We start from the raw sequence: 18617 nt of genomic DNA, 5'->3' as shown, positions 1-18617 counted from the left end.
GCCCTCTTATTTTGCAAGTCCTGTATCATTCAGCCATTGGCTGACCGCATCGTCGGGATTGGATGAGGAGCTGCTTCCGATATGAAGCCCCTCTGTTACGGATGCGTCAGGCTCAAGGGATTTTATCTCATTGACTGTTCCGGAAAGACCGCTTCCTCCGCTGGTGCAGAACGGAGCAATCGTTTTTCCTGACAGGTCGTAAGTATCGAAAAATGTATAGAGAATCATCGGCATATCGCCCCACCAGTTGGGGAATCCCACATAGACAACATCATACGGGTCAATGTTTTCGATGCTGCCGGAAATTGCAGGGCGCGCGTTTTCCTTCTGTTCCTCCTGTGCCACATCCAAAACAGTATCATAATCATCGCTGTAGGATGTGGCAGGCACAATCTCAAAAATATCGGAATCCGTCTGGCTCTGAACAGACTTTGCAACATTTTCAGTATTGCCTGACCAGGAGAAATAAACGACCAGTGATTCAGAGCCTGTTTCGGCGGGCGCGGAAAAATCTGTCTGTCCACTCGATTCTTCGGCGGAGCCGGAGGAAGCACCTGGACTATCTGATTCTTCCTCAGATGCAGAGGTCTGACTGCCTGACTGCTGTGGGGGAGGGGATGACTCCCCATTTGCCGTGCTGCTGCAGGCGGAAAGAGAGAGCAGCAGGGCAAAAGCTGCGAGAACTGTAAATGCTTTTTTCATTGCGACAACTCCTTTCTGGTTTGAAAAATTTTCCTTTATGGTTCAAAATGGATATTAAAATGGATATTGTGCAGCCCCTTTCCTTCAGTGAGTGCTGATTTTACTCTCACAGCTCGTTTTTCCGACGATGACCTGGCCTTTTGCTTCGTCGATATCCATAATGATCTGGCTGACCTGGGGCACATAGATATGTCCGGACAGGGGATTTTTAATGCTGACGATTGGAGCAGTGAGAGTTGCCTCTACCTGGGAGCGCTCAAAGCTCAGATCGGTTTCGATCATTTCGCAGTTTACGAGCTTCAGATTTTTGCAGTAGCAAAGGGGCTGGGTGCCGCTGATTCTGCAGTTTTCAAAGGTGATATTTTCGCTGTACCACGCCAGGTATTCACCTTTCACAGTGCTGTTTCGCACGGTAATGTTTCTGGCGTGCCAGAAAGCGTCCTTCGTGTCGAACACGCAGTTTTCAAAAACGGAATCGGTGATATACTGAAAGGAATATTTGCCTTTCATGCGGATATTGCGGAAAGACAGGTGATCAGAGCGGAGCATAAAATATTCGCTGTCGGCGGTGCAGTCCTCCATGGAGATACCGTGCACCGACCAGCCGAATTCCGGTGAAAGGATGTCGCAGCCGCGCATTTTAATATTTGCACATTCGCGGAGGGCCTTAATTCCGTGGAGTCTGGTATGGCTGATCTCCACATTTTCAGAGTACCAGAGAGCTGCTCTGCAAAGCTCGGTCATTTCCGAGTTTTCAATTTTCAGATCCGTGTCGTGCCAGAATGGATAGCGGAGATTGAAAAAGCAGTGATCGACTGCAACATCTCTGGATTCCTTAAATGCGCTCTCCCCGTCAGCAGGGCCGTCAAAAGCGCAGTCTTTTACGAGAATATCACGCGCGCCATAAAGAGCTCTCTCTTCGTCAAAGGTTTTATTTTCAATGGTTTTCATAGCGTTCTGCCCCTTTCAAGCCTTCATTGCCTTTTGTATTTCAAACCGGAGATAATCCAGGCGGTCTAACTGCCGTTCCTTGAAATGGATTTCATCCAGTGTGCCGTTTCTCTTTTCGCTCAGCATTTTCAGCCGTTCTTTCTCGGTTGACTTTCCCTTCAGAAGAAGCTGCATATATTTTTTCACCTCGTCATTGGAAAAGCCGATGTCGTGAAGCGTCATAATGGTGCTCAGCCGTTCCATATCGCTCTCATCATAATGCCACGAGCCCATAACTTTTTTGACTTCGCCGCACAGCCCCCAGCTTTCGTATTCCTGCAGGATTTTAATGGGGATTTTATATCGTTCGCTCGCCTCGTTAATCGTCATTTCAACCCTCCTTTCCGATAGAAATAAAACAGTGATAAAAATAGAAATTAAATAAAGACGAAAACAAAAAATAAAAATAAAGGTGCTCCGTCCTGGAACACCTTTATTATAAATTTGCCTGTATGGAATGTCTAATACTTATATTTCATCACAAGATATGCCTTTCAGGTATTGTGATGCAAAATCGATAAAGGCGGAGGTTGTAGAAGAAAATATCTGCTCTTTTTTCCACGCTAAGGCTGTTGAAACTTCCAGAGCAGGGCGTAATGGGATAAAGCGCAGATTTTCGTAGGTGCAGTTTAAGTTTATGCTGAGCATTACGCCTATGTTTTCTTTCACCAGCACGGCTTCGTTATAAGGAAGATTCGCCGTCGCTGCGATTTCCACCTGTTCTCTGTAATCGCCAAGCCATTTTCCGATACGGCTTTGGTTGAAATCGCCTGTTGCAGTCACAATCGACATTCCTTTCAGGTCTTCAGGACTTATGCTTTCTTTTTCAGAAAGAGGAGAATCGACTGGAGCAAACAAACCCCATTGCTCTTTAATCGGCATATTGACAAAGTTATATTTGCGCATGTCAATAGGCTCTGACATTAACCCGATGTCTAAGTGTCCTCTTTCAATATAGTCCCGGATGTTATTTGCATTTCCGCTGTATATCTCATACGTTACATTGGGATATTTTCTGCGGAACCCGGCAATGATTTTTGCTAAATATTCCGTGGAGCGAAACTCTCCGCTGCCGATTGAAATGGTGCCGGAGAGAGCCTCGTCTTTCTGCAGAAAATCCCGCTTTGTTTTATCTGCCAGGGACAGAATCTCCTGTGCGCGGCGCTTTAATATCATTCCGTCCTCAGTCAAAATAATATTATGATTGCTGCGGACAAACAGTTTTACGCCCAGCTCCTGTTCCAAATCGGCAATCTGCCGTGACAATGTAGGCTGTGTGACATGAAGCTGCCGGGCTGCTCTCGTAAAATTTTCTTCTCTTGCGATTGTCAAAAAATAATTTAATACGCGAAGTTCCATCTGCCTTACCTCCGATAAAAGTATAGCATAGGCAGAGATGAAGAACAATATATCTGACTATAAGATATGCTTTCTGTGAATAGCAGTTTTCTGCTGTCGGCCGGACCTGACGGAAGGTCTTTCTGCAGCGTAAAAAAACAGGGCACCTGCAGGGGAAGATAGTGAATCTGTCCCTGCAGGCGCCCTGCATATGAGCCTGCGGCGGCCTAAAGGCAGCCGGCTTTTATGTTTACGACATCGGCGGCACAGGAGTGGGCCTGCTTTGGTCGAACACCTGGGTCACGTCGAAGAGATCGCTTAAATGGGTCTTGACCGGATTTGTTTCCGGAAGATCATAGTACATCCGGTAGCCGTCCAGATTGCGTCTGCCCTGGCGGAAGTGGTCTGTTCCGATCTGGACAAAGTACTGGGCGGAGTCCACGTTGCAGAAGTAGCGGAAGCCCTTGGACTTGAGATAGAGAAGCCGTTCATTGTCCTCGGCATAGGGACGCCAGCCTCCTATATCACTTCCGAAGGGGAACAGGATAATGTCGGTGCCTCCGACGAGAGGAGCAACCTCTGTATCCCATTTGTCTGTGTCCGCGATGAAGTCCTCCATGGAGATGGAGCCCATATCTCTGTGGCCCCAGCTGTGGCTGGCCAGCTCGTAGCCGTCATCCTTTAAGGCCTGGGCTACTCTGGCGGCATTTTCACGCTCTGCCTCATAATCGAAATCAGGATGGGCAGCCTTATACTCATCCGTATTGTAGGAAGCTGCCGTGCGGTAGCCGAGGATTCCATTGTAGCCGGTGAAGGCGATGACAGCCTTGGCTCCCTTGTAGGAGAAATCCGGGTGTTCCTCAATAAATTCGTCTAACAGGGGAACGAGATCGTAGGCGCCTGTGGAAACGCTTCCGTCATCCATCTTCATCTCGCAGACGGGCTTTCCGTCCTCCCCGACAACCATGCGGGATGCAAAGCCGTCGCCCTCCATGTACTCGTAATAGCAGACGTCATCCTGGGACATGACAAAGGCCTGTTTTCCCGGAGGCAGCATAATATTGCCCTCTGTAAAGACAGGATTTCCGTTTTCGTCTGTGGTCTCATAGGCGATGTCGTGGAGACTTACAAGGACAAAACCGCGGTCGTACATGGACTGAAGGATCTTCTCAAATTCCTCCTTGGTGGTCATCATCTGATTGTAGCCGTTCTGTTTCCTGTCTCCGTCAAAGGCCTTGGAGGTGTCCATAATCAGGGAGTGGAAGAATACATGGGTTACCTTGTATGGATCGACCCTTACCAGAGTGGATTTGGCGGCCTCATACTCAGCGATGGCTGCGGTTACCTGCTCGTTATCCTTTATGGCCTCATTTTCGGAGAGGAGAGCGATGGCTCCGTCATAGTCATAGCCGGCAGCCAGAAGCTCTGCCTGCTCAAGCTGGGAGGCAAGTTCCTCCTCTGGAGAGAGCGGCGCTTCAGACGGCTCTGTCTGTCCCTGCGTGCCGCTTCCTGTTTCTGACGGCGTGGGGAACAGGCCGGATGTTTCAAAGTTGCCTCTGCTCACAACGATAAAGATTCCTGCCAGAATGAGTCCAAGGACTGCAATTCCAAGCAGAATCAGAGGGAGTCTGCGGGGACGGCGGCTGCGGCGGCGCCTGCTCCACCCTCTGCGGTTTAGATATTGGTTTTTCATAGACAATCTCCTTTGTTTCTGTGTTCTGTGGTTTTATGCTTCAGGATGTGCCTGGCGGTGAAACGGCTTTTCATCTCTGCCGCCCTGAAGTCAGACAGGCCCTGAACAGCAAAAAAGGCAGAACGTGCGCTGCCTGTCTGGCTGCCTTTTTCAGGCATCAGGCAGGCGGCGCGTCTTTGCCGGTAACTGGTAAATAACGTCTGCGCTGATAAAGTTTCATATATGGAAGGAGGCTGTGACTGCAAACTCAGCTGCCTGTCCTGCGGGTGCCGTGTCATCCGGATTCCTCAAAGGGCAGAAGCGCGCAGCCTCTTTCTGTTCAACTATTATAGCATAGCCTGCGGGAATGTGTCATTAATGTTTATTACAAATTTCAGAAATTTTTGTCAGAAATGGCAGAGCGATGGGGAGGAAATCAAAGAAGTATTCATTTAAAACTGGAATAGGGACAAAGGATGCGTCCATATGCTGATGAAAGAGGATATGTTTAGAGTCGGGGGACAGATTGTATGAAGAGAATCCTGTCTGTCATATGTGCAGCGCTCCTGCTTGCAGCTGTTTTATGCCAAAGTGCCTTTGCACAGAAGCCGGAGATAGGAGCGGAGGTGTCGGCGCCTGCGTCCGCTGCCCTGGAAGGGCCGCAGATTCAGGCGCCCTGCGGGATCCTGATGGAGGCCTCCACAGGAACAGTGCTGTATGAAAAAAATGCGGACGAGGCGAGAAATCCTGCCAGTGTCACAAAGATTATGACACTGCTTTTAACCTTTGACGCCCTCAAGTCAGGGAAGATTGCCCTCACGGACGAGGTGGTGACAAGCGCCCACGCCAAATCCATGGGAGGCTCTCAGGTATTTCTCGAGGAGGGGGAGGTACAGACGGTGGAAACGCTGATCAAGTGCATTGTCATCGCGTCGGGAAATGACGCCTCGGTGGCAATGGCAGAGTACATAGCGGGGGATGAGGCATCTTTTGTACAGATGATGAATGAAAGGGCGAAGGGGCTGGGGATGGAGCAAGCTAATTTTGAGGACTGCTGCGGGCTGACCGATTCGGCCTCCCATGCCATGTCCGCCAGGGATATTGCCCTGATGACAAGAGAGCTGATCACGAAATACCCTGAAATTTTTAATTATTCGACTATCTGGATGGAAAACATTACCCATGTGACGAAGCAGGGAACTAAGAAGTTCGGCCTTTCCAATACGAATAAGCTGCTGAAGATGGCCACAAACTTTGAGGTGACGGGGCTGAAAACAGGCTCCACCTCCACGGCAAAATACTGTCTGTCGGCCACGGCGCGAAAGGACGGGGTGGAGCTGATTGCCGTTATCCTGGCTGCGCCGGACTACAAGGCGAGATTCAACGACGCAGTGACTCTCTTAAATTACGGCTATGCAAACTGCCGTCTTTATACAGACGAGGATGTGGGGGAGATACCGGAGGTACAGATACTGAGAGGCGTGCAGGACACGGTTCCTGTAAGGATCGACAAGCCGTTTTCCTATCTGGGAACCTCAGGGGAGGATTTCTCGGGAATTGAGAAGGAGTGGATATTTGAGACAGAGCTTAAAGCCCCGGTACAGGAGGGAGAGATTGTAGGAAAGCTGGTCTACCGCCTGAACGGGAAGGAGATTGGCCAGGTAGATGTGGTGGCAGCGAAAGAGGTTCCCAAGGAGACCTTTTTCGATGTCATAAGAGAGGTTTGGGAGGCGGCGCTTCTGTAGAGTGTCTGAGGGAAAACCGGGACCGCCCTCTGCTGTCAGCCCGGCAGAGGGAAGGTCCCGGTTTCGGTTGACGGGAACGGCGGCGTTTTGTATAATAAAGTAAAGCAACTATTTTAATTTTATGTAAAATTTCACAAAAACTGAAGATTCGCGGCGGTCTGCGCCGCGGGAAAACAGGAGGGGTTTCAATGACAGATTACAGCAAGATGTCACCGAAAGAGGTGAGGGAGCTTATCAGGAGAGGAGAAATTACACGTCCCACAGCCGGTATGTGCGGGGGATATGCCCAGGCAAATCTTGTAATTCTCCCGAAGAAGTACGCAGATGATTTTAAGGAATTTGCGAGAAAGAATCCAAAGCCCTGCCCGATTCTGGAGATTGTGGAGGGAAGCCCTGAAGTCCACGATATGGGTGAGGGGGCTAATCTGGTGACAGATATTCCACGGTATTTTATCTATAAAAACGGCGTCAAGGTGGATGAGGTGACGGATGCTTCCTCCTACTGGGAGGATGATTTTGTGGGATTTCTGATCGGCTGCAGCTTCTCCTTTGAGGAGGCACTGCTGCGGGAGGGCATAGACGTGCGCCACATTTCCATGGACTGCAATGTGCCCATGTACAAGTCCAACATTCCCTGTGAGCCGGCAGGCGTCTTTGAGGGGCCGACAGTTGTGAGCATGAGACCCATGACGCCGGAGGACGCAAAGAAGGCATGGGAGATTACCGAGCGGTATCCCAATGTACACGGCTGTCCGGTCCACATGGGCGATCCGGCCGATATTGGAATTAAAGACATCACAAAACCGGACTACGGCGATCCGGTGGAGATCCGGGAAGGGGAGATCCCCGTATTCTGGGCCTGTGGTGTTACGCCGCAGGCGGCAGTGGAGCACGCCAAGCCGCCGATCGTGATTACCCACGCGCCGGGACATATGTTTATCACGGATATTTTGAACAGCGAGCTGAATGACTTCCTGGAGAAGAAAAAGAAATAGAAATAGGGAGAAATAGGGAAAGAGAGAGGGAGAAGACTGATTGTTCCGATGGAAGGGACAGTCAGTCTTCTCCCTTTTTGTGCAGAGGGGCAGTTAAAAAAGAGGCGGAGGAGAGACTCTCTCTCCTGTCATCTGAAAAGCTCTCTGGCATTCTGCTCCAGTTCTCTGAAAAAGAGGCTTACGTGGAACCCGTCATTGACCGCATGGGAGAATTCTCCTCCCACCGGAAGGGTAATGCGTCCGCCGTCAGAGGTCAGCTGGCCAAACATGGCAAAGGGGATAAAATCCTCCTTCGTGTCACCGCTGAAGCTGAACCCCTCAAAAGATAGATCCGGAACAATCGAGATGCCGCAGATATTTTCGGGGATTGTGCTGTCGCACAGGAGCCTGCCGCAGTTTTCCGCCAGGGCATAGTCCTTCTCAAAGGCATGGTAGAACTGGGAAAAATCAGGGCAGAATTCTGTGAGTTTCATGGAGAAATGTCCGGGGGCGCCTTTGCGGGGAACTGTATAGTACGGGTCGATTCTGTCCCAGATGCCGATGTTCCCCTGACTGTCTCTTCCGTACCGGAATTCCGGATGGCTGTTGACTGTTTTGGCTGCACAGTAGACTAAAGCCGGGTACAGACGCAGCCCCCGGTGCTTTACAGCCTCATAGAGAGCCGTAATATCGATGCGCACCGTCATATAGATCGATGTTTTTCTGAAAAATTCAAGGTATTCCCTGCGCTCCCAGGAATCATAGCAGATCGGTTTTAATCCCATGCCGTTCTCCTCTCTGTCGAAAATGTCAAAGATGTAAGAATGCCGGACATCTCCATGGTGCTGTGATGCCGGGCTTAGGAATAGTTTAGCACAGGAGCGAAGGTATGGCCAGGGAAAGCTGCTGCTATTTCAGCGCTTCCTCAGAAAACTGCGTGGTTACCAGGTCATAGTAGGGAACACGGGCCTTGAGCTCTCCGGATTCTTCGAGAATATTCTGCAGCAGATCGAAGCTTTCTTCCTCGAATATGGTGTCGCCCTTCCAGGTATCCTGGGATTTGTAGCGCTCTACAATCGCAGCGATGACAGCCTCATCGGTTTCCGGAAACTGGGGCTTTATGACCTTTGCGATCTCCTTGGAGGAATGGGAATTGACATACTCCAGACCTTTCTGGATGGCATTGGTGAAGGACTGAATGATTTCAGGGTTTTCTGAAATATAGCTTCTCTTTGCGCTGTAAGCCGTGTAGGGAACATAGCCGGAGTCCACTCCCAGGGAAGCTACCACATAGCCCTCGCCCTCCAGCTCCAGGGAGGTGGCGTGAGGTTCAAACTCCACGGTGTAGTCCGCATCATTTCCCGTAAATGCGGCGGCTGTCAGGCCGAAGTCGATGCTCTGGTCGATGGTCAGATCCGTTTTTGGATCAATCCCGTTTTTCCTCAGGATGAACTCGAAGATCATTTCCGGCATGCCGCCTGCCCTGCCTCCGAGTACGGTCTTTCCTTTCAGCTTATCCCATGTAAAGCTGTCGTCCGGCGTGCGGGCCACCAGAAAGTTTCCCGCCCTCTGTGTAAGCTGGGCAAAGTTTACGGCGTAGTCCTCAGAACCCTGCTGGTAGACGTAAATGCTGGACTCGGAGCCCATAAAGCCGATGTCGGCGTCCCCGGAAATCAGCGAAGTCATGACCTTGTCGGCCCCGCCTCCGTTCACAAGGGTCAGGTTAATTCCCTCCTCCTCAAAATACCCCAGCTCAATGGCTGCGTACTGGGGGGCATAGAAGATAGAATGGGCAACTTCATTTAAGGTGACAGGCGTAAGGCCGTCCGTCTTTTCGGAACAGCCAAAAAGCGTGGCAGAGGCCAGAAGAAGGGCTGCCGCCGCTGCAAAAGCAGATCGTTTCATGTAGATCCTCCCGGTTGTGATTTGATAGTAATATAGTATAGAGGGACAGGAAAAAAGGTGAAGAGAGATGTAAAGGAAAGCCACGGAGGCGTCAGACTCTGCGGTGGCTTAAGGATGGGCTTAAATTTATAGATTCTTTATCTTTTGACTATGGACTTTACAACTTTAGTATGCTAAAATTAACCATAACGGACTATAGATTTGAGAAGGAGTTGTATACATGAATAAGAAGATAAAGACAGAGGCTGTTGATCATCTCTTTCAGGCCATTCTGACACTGAAAAATACGGAGGAGTGCTACAGCTTTTTCGAGGATGTGTGTACAGTAAATGAGATTCTCTCGTTCTCCCAGAGATATGAGGTGGCCAAGATGCTCAGGGAAAAGAGAACATACCTGGAGATTGCGGAAAAGACGGGGGCATCCACAGCTACGATAAGCCGGGTAAACCGTTCCTTAAATTATGGAAACGATGGGTACGACATGGTATTTGAGCGTCTGACAGGCGATGCGGCGCCGAAGAAAACAGAGTAGGGGCCAAAGGGCGCAGAACGGGAGGCGGCTCATACGGGTAAACCGGGAAGCGTCAGGGAATAAGACAGAAGGTATAGTAAAAAGACATCAGAAAAAGAAGGACGGGATTCAGGCAGCGTCCTATAGGAATTAAAAAGAATTTTAGTCGGAACCGGCGTGTCAGATCGCACCGGTTCCGATTCATTTAAGGACCCCCCTCCAATCCTCAAAGGGATCCGGTAAAGCACCTGCTCCCTGATATAGTAAATTTAGAAGCAGCCGGTGTTGCTTTTATTTTCATCGCTTAATCCTCCAAAGATAAGGTGACGGTCACATAGCCGTTTCCCAAAGCCTCTTTCCAGCCAGTAAGATCATTGATATGGCCCAACCGGGTATAGCTCCAGGAATTAGAGCCGTAGAACATAACGATTTGATTGCCCTGATACAGCACAATATCCCCGGCCTGGGTGGTGGTTTGCTGGCTGCTGGCAGGAAGGCTCGTTCCCAGAGGCCCGACTTTTTCAAAACCGGAATAGTCGCTCATCTGAATGGTGACGGGGCCTTGTTCCATCATATCCACCAGCGCATCCGCCGCTGCATTTTCTTCCAAAGTGGCAGTAAAAGTGCTGCCGCCGACCTGTACATTCATCTGCATTTCGCTGTTTTCCTCCTCAACCTGCCCATTTTCCACGTCCCCTGATTCCGGCACTGTGCTGGAATCTGATTCCTCTGGTTCTTCCGGCACGATATTCGATTCTGGTGCTTCCGGCTCTGAAGATGATTCCGCTTCAGAAGAAGAGGTATCTTCCATTTGGGCAGCAGAACTGCTTTCTGAAGTGCTCTCTGCCTGCTCACTGCTGCCGCAGCCTGTAAGCAGCACCGACAAAGACATAAGAACAGCCAGTGTCAGGGGTATTGCTTTTTTCATAGTTTTATCACCACTTTCTTAATAGAATGATTTATAGAAACAGCCTGACAAAAACGATGATTCCAAAGGCACAAAGGATTCCGCCAAAAATGCGGTTCACAGTATGAAGCTGAAATTTGGCTGCCCTTCTTTTGATAAAAAGAGTTAGGACAGCAAGGGTTCCCCACCAAAAGCAGGTTCCCAGAAACACCCCGGCTGCCAGGCAGATACCGTCGCTCTATCCGTCCGCTTTCGAGAACCCAAGGGAGACTGCGAGGCCTCCCTTTTACGCTCTCATGCACAAGCGCAGACGCTTTTAGCCTCTTGTTTCTGCACCTGCACGGTTCCCTTGGCTTCTTCAATATCCCGGATAATTTCACCTACAGCCGGAACAGCAATATATCCGGACAAAGGATTTTTGATGCTGATAACCGGCGTTGTAACCGTAGCTTCTACCTCGCTGCGCTCAAAGGCCAGATCGCAGTCGATCATCTCACAGCCCACAAGCTTCAATCCCCTGCAGTAGCACAGGGGCTGTGTACCGATGATTTTACAGTTTTCAAAAGTAACATTCTCGCAGTACCAAGCCAAGTATTCGCCTTTCACAACACTGTTGCGGACGGTGATATTTCTCGCATGCCAGAAAGCATCCTTGGTATCGAAGATGCAGTTTTCAAAAACAGAATTTTCAATGTACTGGAAAGAATATTTCCCTTTCATGCGTACATTCGTAAAGTGCAGGTTGGCAGAACGCATCATGAAATATTCGCTCTCGGCATCACAATCTTCCATCTCGATACCCCGGACAGACCAGCCGAACTCTGGAGAAACGATGTCGCAGCCTGCGATCTTTACATCGGCGCATTCCCGCAGGGCCTTGATGCCGTGAAGTCTGGTATTTTCGATGGCAATGTGGTCAGAATACCACAGGGCAGCCCGGCAAAGCTCAGTCATCTCCGAATCACGGATGGAAAGGCCGTGGTCATGCCAGAAAGGGTATCGCAGGTTAAAAAAGCTGTGTTCCACCTGCACATCTTTACATTCTTTAAAAGCGCTCTCTCCATCAGCTGGGCCGTCAAAAGAGCAGTCCTTTACCAAAATGTCGCTGCTGCCATAAAGGGCACGCTCTGCATCAAAGGTCTGATTCTGAATCGTTCTCATATGGAAACCTCCTGTTTACAATTAAATTTTTATTTCTTGTTCTGCATTTGATAGATGAGATAGTCAAGACAGTCGATTCGCTTTTCATCCTTATGCAGCTTTTCCAATAAATGTTTCCTGTGACCGGAAAGGAGCCGGATTTGCTGTTCCTCATCCTCGCTGTCCTGGAGAGCCATAAACTTCTCTACCATTTCATCTGTACATCCGGCATCCTTCAGATTCTGTAAAACGGTATAAGCATAAAGATTTCCGTTTGTCTCCCGCTTTGCTGTATTATTTTTGCACATTTTTATTCTCCATCACTGATAACCACAATCTGGTTGCCCCAGCCTTCCAAAACAGGATTATTTTCTACGGCGTCCACAAATTCCTCTGTGGCATCAAATGTACCAATCCTGGTGTACTGCTCGTTGATCTCTGCATCATGATAGTAGAGCACAATGCGATTAGGGTCCGAGTAGAATACATCGCCTGCATGGGCTTTTGTTGCGGTTTCGCTGTTGTCAGGAATCTCATACCGGCTGGGGATATCGTAATATTCCATCACATCGGATTCATCATAGCTGTAAACCGGCAGCCGCCAATCTGAAGTGCCAACATAGCCAGCGATGGCCTCTGCAGTAGAATTTTTCTCCAGGTGCATGACGAATGGTTCGCCATCATCGCCAAATCGAACTGTTAACTCCGTGGTATTTGAAACCGGAATATTGTCCTCCTCTTCACTGGAACGGCTGGCCGTCTGAGAGGAAGAAACACGATTGTTTTCCTCAGAAGAACTGGATTCGGCTGAGCCGGATGAACTGCTGCATCCTGCCATTGCAATACTGAGTGTCAGAAACACGCCTATCAAGGCTGCAAACGGATTTTTCATAGTATTTCAGCTCCTTCTTTTGCTGTATTTTTTCTTTCCATCTATAGTTTAGTAGCCGCAAGATTAAATATCAAATACTTATACTTTATCGTTTTCCATAATTAAATCAAATGGAATTGCTTTATTCTTCCGCCAATAAAGCGAGAGACGTTTTCCCAATTTTTCCTGCTGCTGAATAAGCAAACAGAAGAAACAGAACTATCACCACAATCCCCGGAAGCACTGCGGTAAAGATATCCGGCTGGGAGGAAAAATTGCTGATGCCCTCCATCCGCATAAGCATCGCCACCAGCGGGTCGGTGAGGAAAGCGCTGAGAATTGTCCCCAAAGTGCTGCCCAACAGGGCGATCATCCCAAAACGCAGGGCAAAGGAACACCTCAGCTGCCCGGATGAAAAGCCCATGGCACGGTAAATGCTCAGATCCCTTTGCTCGGCCTGCAGCAGATTTCCCGCTGTCAGCAGTGTGACCACCAGCACAAAGAGAATCACCATAGCATACAGGAAAATCATCAGCGCCTGCATGGCGGAAAGAATACCGGCAAGCCCTGGCCAGGAATTTTCATGGAGGTACACATCTCCTCCGTAAGTATCCTGAAGAGCCTGCATAATCTCCGGCTTGAGAGACAGGTCGGCCCCAAAATAGTGGGTACACCATATGGAAGGAGATTCTTCGCCAATCCGATCATAACCCTCCCGGTTCATACCGATGTTCATTCCCATATCGTTGGCGCACTGATAAATACCGCTGACCACATATTCTCCGCTGCCGAGCGCCCCTGCCACGATAATGCTATCTCCAACAGAGACGCCTAAATCTGCCGCCACAAATTCCGTCAGCACTACTTCATCTGCCTCCCGGCAGGTTTGCCCGGAGAGCAGATGAAACCGTTCTGGCTCTGAAATCACGTTGGCAGTCATGTCCACACCATTTACGGAAACGCTGGGCATGGCCAAATCATAGGAATCGATAATGGATGTGTAACTCTCAATTGTCTGTTCTACCTGGCGGGTTGCTGTTTCCCTCATAGGCTGGGCGGCAATGTGCAGATCGGAGGGGTTAAAGGCGTCCATTAACCCCTCACCGTTTGGTCCCAGCCAGGCGTTTACCCGGCCAATGAGTGAAGCAAAGAACACCAGCAATACTGCCGCCAGACAGGCTCCCATGTACCGGCGCCTGCCGCTGAGAAGCTGCCGCAGGGCAAGCCAGAACGGAAGCCCTTTCTTTTGGATGGGGAAAGCCGCCCTTTTGCTTTCCTGGGATTTCTTCCAGGTCCCGCGGATGGCGTTCACGGGAGAAATCCGGCGGATCGTCCCAGTGCGGAACCAAACGAAGCCCATCAGCAGGAGAAGAATTGCCGCTAAGGCAGTCAGGCAAATGGAGGCGGGCAGTGCAGATGGAATCAGCAATCCGGTGGCAGTCACTGTCATTGTGCAAATCAGGCCGGCTGCTGGGATAGAAAGAAGCAGCCCCACTCCCATACCGTACAGTGTGGTGATAGAGTACTGCAAAAGCTGAATTTTTCTCAGTTTTCCGCTGGTAAACCCCATGGTTTTGAGGATTCCCATATTCTTATAATCCTGCTCGATGGTGCTGCCGATGCTGTGGGAGAGCACCGCCATGGACGCCAGAAGCAGAATTGCCACAAAGGCCAGCAAGAGGCTGGTGAACACATTCTGCAAAGTCAGCATAAAGCCAGAGATAGATTCACGGCTGTGGGTAAACTCCACATAGCTTGTCAGGCTGGTATTCTCATTCAATAAAGCATTGAACTGTGCGGCGGTCAAGGCGCTGCCATAAACTTGAGAAATGTGCAGCATAAACCCTTCACGAGCCAGGCTGTCCGCGCCGGATTCCTCAATCATCCCGATGATTTCCTCATGATCCTGCCCGTTTATCAGAAACCCTTTCATTCCGATCATGGAGCTGCCCATAAAGGGGTCTTCGTAAAATCCCGCCACAGTAAAGCTCATATCTCCTCCGCTGCGGGCAATGGGAAAGGTGATGGAGTCCCCAACCTGCACCCCAAACATGGATGCCGCAGAGGCAGAAGCATAGACTTCTCCTGACACAATTTCTGCAGGGGCCTCCCTGTAGCCGGACAAATCATCAGCAAAGAATTTGTAGGGATAGTGCGCTGGGTCATAGGTAATCAGCTGGCCTTCGCTGTCTGACTCCTGGTCACCGATTTCATATTCGGAGAAGATAAGGGATTGTACCCCAACTGATTGCACTTCGTCCAAGGTAGAAATTTCCTCCGCTAAAGGAGCTGTCTGCGAAAGCCCTGATACCCAGGCAGTGATATCCCCATAGCCCAACCGGTTCATCTCACTGTCCACATAGCGGCTGGAATTATTCCATACTGTCAGTACGGTTCCTAGAGACAGTGAAACCAGCAGAATCAGAATAAACACGCCAAGTATGGATCCCCGATGGGAGTTGATATTGGATTTTAGCAATGTCTTGATTTCCATACCATGCCCCCTTACCAGGACAGAGAGGTAAGCCATGCGCTGACTTTTTCTTCCCGCTCTTTCTGCATGTTCATATCAAAGGGCGGCAGCGGCATTTCGTCCAGGATCTTTCCGTCTTCCAGGTAAAGGATACGGGTTCCCCGGATGGCCGCTTTCACATCATGGGTTACCATGAGGATGCTCTGCCCCTTCTGATTTAAGGAAGTGAGCAGATCCATCACCTCTTCGCTGTTTTTCCGGTTGAGCGCCCCGGTGGGTTCGTCAGCAAAAAGCAGTCCAGGCTGATTGATCATAGCTCTGGCAATGGCCGCCCGCTGTGCCTCGCCGCCCGAAGCCTGAGAAGGCAGGCGATCCCCCGCTTTTTCTGCATGCATCTGAGCAAGCAGGGATTTTGCCCGTTTTTTGACTGTTTTCTCTGACTTTCCTTTCTCCAAATAACCGGCTATGGCCACATTCTCGAACAAAGTCAGGTTACTTACCAGATGGGGCTGCTGGAAAACAAAGCCGAATTCTTTAGCCCGCAGGGCCGCCATCTTCTTTTCGGAGAGGGTTCCCAACTCCTGCTCCTTATACAGCACTTTTCCACTGCTGAGAGCGTCCATGCCGCTGAGTGCATAGAGCAGGGTAGACTTTCCAGCGCCGGAGGGCCCCATGATAATGGTAAAATCCCCCTGGCAGATCCTCACGCTGATCTGGTTCAGCACCGGCTCCTGCGCGCCGGGATAGATTTTTGTGATTTCTTCGGCTGTCAGCAAGGCTTCTCTCATACCGCTTCCTCCATTTCTGTTTTCTCATATGGGACAATCAGCGGCTTTTTTCCTGTAAACGGACTGGGAAGAATCTCATCCACAAAACGCACGGCAAACTTTACATAGCTTAAATTTTTCTCTCGCATAATTCCCTCCATCTGCAGGAGCATTTCTGCCTCAATGGCGGGCTTTTTCTCTTCTGAAGCAGCTTCAGCCAACATTTCAAAGGAATCAGAAGCATTTTGCCGGAACTGATAATCCAGTAATCCTTCGATACAGAAGCCCTCTATCGCCAGCGGATGCAGAAAATCACGATGCCCGGTCCCGTCCTCAAACCACAAAAGATCCTCACTGCGTCCCAGCAAAATTTCTGCGCGGGTAAAAGGGCTTCCCGCCATGGGCTCTTTGAGCACCAGATAGTCTGAAATGCGGTAGCGGATCAGCGGCTGGGCAAAGTTATAGAGGCTTGTCAGGTACATGGCTCCTTTTTCCACTTCAATGATATTTAGGTCATCAAACAGCAGCATGCCGTCTTCCATCCCAGTTTCTACACCGAGAGCCAGGGACTCACTGGCCCCATAGATATTGATGACAGGACAGTGAAAGGTTTTTTCAAGAAAATTCCTGAGTCCACAGCTTAAGGGTTCCCCGCAGGAGATCACCCGCTTGATTTGTACCTGCACCTTGCCTTTTGCAGCTAATTCTGCCAAAATCTTAATGGCGGACGGATAGCCGATGATGATGTTGGGGCGGAACCTCCGAACATTATCAATCCAATTATCCAGGGGAGTTTTGATGTCCAGATACATCTGCTTGGCTCCCACGCCGTCAATGCCATCTCCCACAGCCATAGCTCCGCCGTAACGGCCATCTGTGGCAGCTATGTAAATAATACGCGGCCTCCCGGCCAGCAAGTTCAGAATCTGCGGCACAGTCATGTTCCATAAGGCACCCCGTATAATCCCCAGGAGCATGGTGTGCCAAGCCGGTTCATCATAGATGAAGTACCCGGGTTTCCCTGTACTGCCGGAAGAATGTACGACATGATATTTTCCAAGATAAGGCTTGCGGTCCGCCTGGGTTTCCGCGTCAAATTTTCTAAGATCCTCTTGGTGCAAATCCTGTACTGTGATAAGCTCGTCAAAGTGCTCCATCAAAACTGATTTATCAATAGTGGGGAAGGAGGAAAGGGGCAAATTGTCCAGCTGTTCTTCTGTGATGCCAGCTTTTTCAAAGTACGCCGGTAAAAAGCAGAGTGTTCCCAAGCGAAATGGAGCAGCATCCGAAGCTTTCGATTTTGCAGCTCCTTCATTTGTGATTCCGGCAAACGGGTGTTTTTCATAAATACAAATAAATCTTTTAATGTTTTCAGACAGTTCATTTTGGCCGCTCCTTTCTATCGAGATTCTAATCGGAAAGTGTAGTTCCGGTTATAATTTTCCCGGTGATAATACCGGGCCTCTCCTTCAGACAGGTTCATAACGATACTCCACTCGGTGGATTCAAACTCACCAAAATTATCCTTGCTCACACGGTCCAGGGCATCTCTGACATCTTCCATTTCCATCTGAGGGGTTTCCTCCAGCTTATTTCTCAGAATATCATACCGTTCGTGGGATTGTTCCGTTCCAATCCCCTGTTTCTCTCCTTCTGCCAGATAGAAGTTTGTCAGTACCGGCGTTTCCGTGATAACCATTTCATTGTCCACATATTCCACTGCCACACTGCGGCCGGCAGAATCTGCTATGGCGAAATGGATCATCATGCCCATAGAACCATGGAGATCGTATTGCCTGAGCAGCTCCAGCGCCTCATCCACGCTCCCAGCCTTATCTAGCAGTAGGCGGATTGCTGTTGTAGTGGTAATGTCCGGCTTATCCGTATTCTGCTCAATGACAGCGCTGTCCTGAATCATATTCACGGATACAGCCAAGCCGGCTTCGTTCATCCCGTCCAGCGGAGCATACAGGGCAGCGAGTGTTTTGAACTCGTCCAAATTCAGAGCCATCCCTACCATGCCGCCGCCCACGTTCTGGGAGATGAAATCCATATTAACAGTAGAAAGAGAAGCATGGCCGTTTTCTGGATGGGATTCCACAACCATGGCTTCGCAGTTCTTCCAATCAAAATTGCGTCCAAACAGGGCATCTCCATCAGGACTTTGTACCGCAATGGTGCTGCATCCAAAAATACCACCCAGCAGGTCCCCCAAATTCAAATCGGAGAGAAGATTATTTGCAAGATACTCAACGACTTCTCCATCAGATGAAGCGCCGCCGCCGGCGAGGAATTCGTCAAAGCCGTAATCTCCGTCATACCGGATGGCAGAGAAACCATCCTCCAATTCCGCAATCTCCGAAGCGGGAGAGATCAGATGGACGTTTTCTGCATCCGGTGAAGTTTGAGCAGTTCTGTTATTCTCTGCGTTCGGCATATGGTCATCCGTCCTTTCTCTGCATCCAGTCATTAACATTGTGATACCAAATAAAAAGGAAAGGCAGAGTATTCCGCTTTTTTGCAAGCGTTTATGCGTCATTTTGAAATCCTCCTTACACTTTCGTTTCTATAAGCTCAGTATATCCGCTTCAAAATAGCATATCAAATACTTATTCATTATCA

At 49.6% G+C, this 18617-nt stretch carries 19 protein-coding genes and 1 pseudogene; 3 read left to right on the top strand and 17 right to left on the bottom strand.

Features of this window, described 5'->3' with window-relative positions; translation table 11 throughout:
• Positions 1–6 precede the first annotated feature (6 nt).
• The 6 genes and pseudogenes from LK436_RS13695 to LK436_RS13670 form a co-directional block, all read right to left on the bottom strand.
• The gene (locus LK436_RS13695) at positions 7–702 is read right to left on the bottom strand and encodes a flavodoxin (protein WP_008394998.1); all 696 of its coding nucleotides are present in this window, start codon (positions 700–702) and stop codon (positions 7–9) included.
• A gap of 84 nt (positions 703–786) precedes the next feature.
• Positions 787–1653, bottom strand: coding sequence for a DUF3737 family protein (locus tag LK436_RS13690; protein ID WP_008394999.1), 867 nt, complete (start codon positions 1651–1653; stop codon positions 787–789).
• A 15-nt stretch (positions 1654–1668) separates the two neighbouring features.
• Positions 1669–2022 carry a MerR family transcriptional regulator gene (locus LK436_RS13685; RefSeq protein WP_008395000.1) on the bottom strand — a complete coding sequence of 118 codons (354 nt, stop codon included), beginning with the start codon at positions 2020–2022 and terminating at the stop codon, positions 1669–1671.
• 138 nt (positions 2023–2160) lie between these two features.
• A complete protein-coding gene (locus LK436_RS13680) occupies positions 2161–2868 on the bottom strand; it encodes a LysR family transcriptional regulator substrate-binding protein (protein ID WP_227910223.1) in 708 nt (235 codons plus the stop codon).
• Between the two features lie 12 nt (positions 2869–2880).
• A pseudogene (locus LK436_RS18565) lies at positions 2881–3051 on the bottom strand (LysR family transcriptional regulator); the annotation flags it as partial.
• A 229-nt stretch (positions 3052–3280) separates the two neighbouring features.
• Complete coding sequence (locus LK436_RS13670; RefSeq protein ID WP_008395002.1) at positions 3281–4723, bottom strand: hypothetical protein; 1443 nt, start codon at positions 4721–4723, stop codon at positions 3281–3283.
• Between the two features lie 509 nt (positions 4724–5232).
• Between LK436_RS13670 and LK436_RS13665 the strand changes: the two genes are divergently transcribed.
• A complete protein-coding gene (locus LK436_RS13665) occupies positions 5233–6447 on the top strand; it encodes a D-alanyl-D-alanine carboxypeptidase family protein (protein WP_008395005.1) in 1215 nt (404 codons plus the stop codon).
• A 188-nt stretch (positions 6448–6635) separates the two neighbouring features.
• Positions 6636–7442: a putative hydro-lyase gene (locus LK436_RS13660; RefSeq protein WP_008395006.1), complete on the top strand. Its 807-nt coding sequence runs from the start codon at positions 6636–6638 to the stop codon at positions 7440–7442.
• A gap of 128 nt (positions 7443–7570) precedes the next feature.
• Here LK436_RS13660 and LK436_RS13655 read toward each other — a convergent pair whose 3' ends face one another.
• Together LK436_RS13655 and LK436_RS13650 are read right to left on the bottom strand one after the other, a co-directional pair.
• Positions 7571–8206: a CatA-like O-acetyltransferase gene (locus LK436_RS13655; RefSeq protein WP_008395007.1), complete on the bottom strand. Its 636-nt coding sequence runs from the start codon at positions 8204–8206 to the stop codon at positions 7571–7573.
• Positions 8207–8330: 124 nt separating this feature from the next.
• Positions 8331–9326 (bottom strand): ABC transporter substrate-binding protein, encoded by a 996-nt coding sequence (locus LK436_RS13650; protein WP_008395008.1) that lies wholly within the window; start codon positions 9324–9326, stop codon positions 8331–8333.
• A gap of 220 nt (positions 9327–9546) precedes the next feature.
• On the opposite strand from LK436_RS13650, the gene LK436_RS13645 reads away from it, so the two are divergent.
• Positions 9547–9858, top strand: a complete 312-nt coding sequence (locus LK436_RS13645; protein ID WP_008395009.1) for a YerC/YecD family TrpR-related protein — start codon at positions 9547–9549, stop codon at positions 9856–9858.
• Between the two features lie 283 nt (positions 9859–10141).
• On the opposite strand, the gene LK436_RS13640 is transcribed toward LK436_RS13645, so the two are convergent.
• From LK436_RS13640 to LK436_RS13600, 9 genes are all read right to left on the bottom strand, one after another.
• The gene (locus tag LK436_RS13640) at positions 10142–10765 is read right to left on the bottom strand and encodes a cyclophilin-like fold protein (protein WP_008395011.1); all 624 of its coding nucleotides are present in this window, start codon (positions 10763–10765) and stop codon (positions 10142–10144) included.
• Between the two features lie 273 nt (positions 10766–11038).
• Positions 11039–11905, bottom strand: coding sequence for a DUF3737 family protein (locus tag LK436_RS13635; protein ID WP_008395013.1), 867 nt, complete (start codon positions 11903–11905; stop codon positions 11039–11041).
• A gap of 29 nt (positions 11906–11934) precedes the next feature.
• Entirely contained in the window at positions 11935–12192 is a 258-nt protein-coding gene (locus LK436_RS13630; protein WP_008395014.1) for a hypothetical protein, read from the bottom strand.
• Positions 12193–12194: 2 nt separating this feature from the next.
• Complete coding sequence (locus LK436_RS13625; protein WP_008395015.1) at positions 12195–12776, bottom strand: cyclophilin-like fold protein; 582 nt, start codon at positions 12774–12776, stop codon at positions 12195–12197.
• A 121-nt stretch (positions 12777–12897) separates the two neighbouring features.
• Complete coding sequence (locus LK436_RS13620) at positions 12898–15249, bottom strand: ABC transporter permease (protein ID WP_044930333.1); 2352 nt, start codon at positions 15247–15249, stop codon at positions 12898–12900.
• Positions 15250–15260: 11 nt separating this feature from the next.
• On the bottom strand, positions 15261–16016 hold the full coding sequence (locus tag LK436_RS13615) for an ABC transporter ATP-binding protein (RefSeq protein ID WP_008395017.1): 756 nt from the start codon (positions 16014–16016) through the stop codon (positions 15261–15263).
• Complete coding sequence (locus tag LK436_RS13610) at positions 16013–17152, bottom strand: phenylacetate--CoA ligase family protein (RefSeq protein ID WP_227910078.1); 1140 nt, start codon at positions 17150–17152, stop codon at positions 16013–16015. Before LK436_RS13610 ends, LK436_RS13615 begins: the two co-directional genes overlap by 4 nt.
• Complete coding sequence (locus LK436_RS13605) at positions 17152–17379, bottom strand: hypothetical protein (protein WP_227910077.1); 228 nt, start codon at positions 17377–17379, stop codon at positions 17152–17154. Before LK436_RS13605 ends, LK436_RS13610 begins: the two co-directional genes overlap by 1 nt.
• Positions 17380–17394: 15 nt before the next feature.
• Complete coding sequence (locus tag LK436_RS13600; RefSeq protein WP_227910076.1) at positions 17395–18432, bottom strand: carcinine hydrolase/isopenicillin-N N-acyltransferase family protein; 1038 nt, start codon at positions 18430–18432, stop codon at positions 17395–17397.
• Positions 18433–18617: the final 185 nt, after the last annotated feature.

Source organism: Clostridium sp. M62/1, assembly GCF_020736365.1.
Classification (GTDB): domain Bacteria; phylum Bacillota; class Clostridia; order Lachnospirales; family Lachnospiraceae; genus Otoolea; species Otoolea saccharolyticum_A.
The sequence above is the reverse complement of the archived record's forward strand: the minus strand, read 5'-3'. Positions and strand labels throughout refer to the sequence as shown.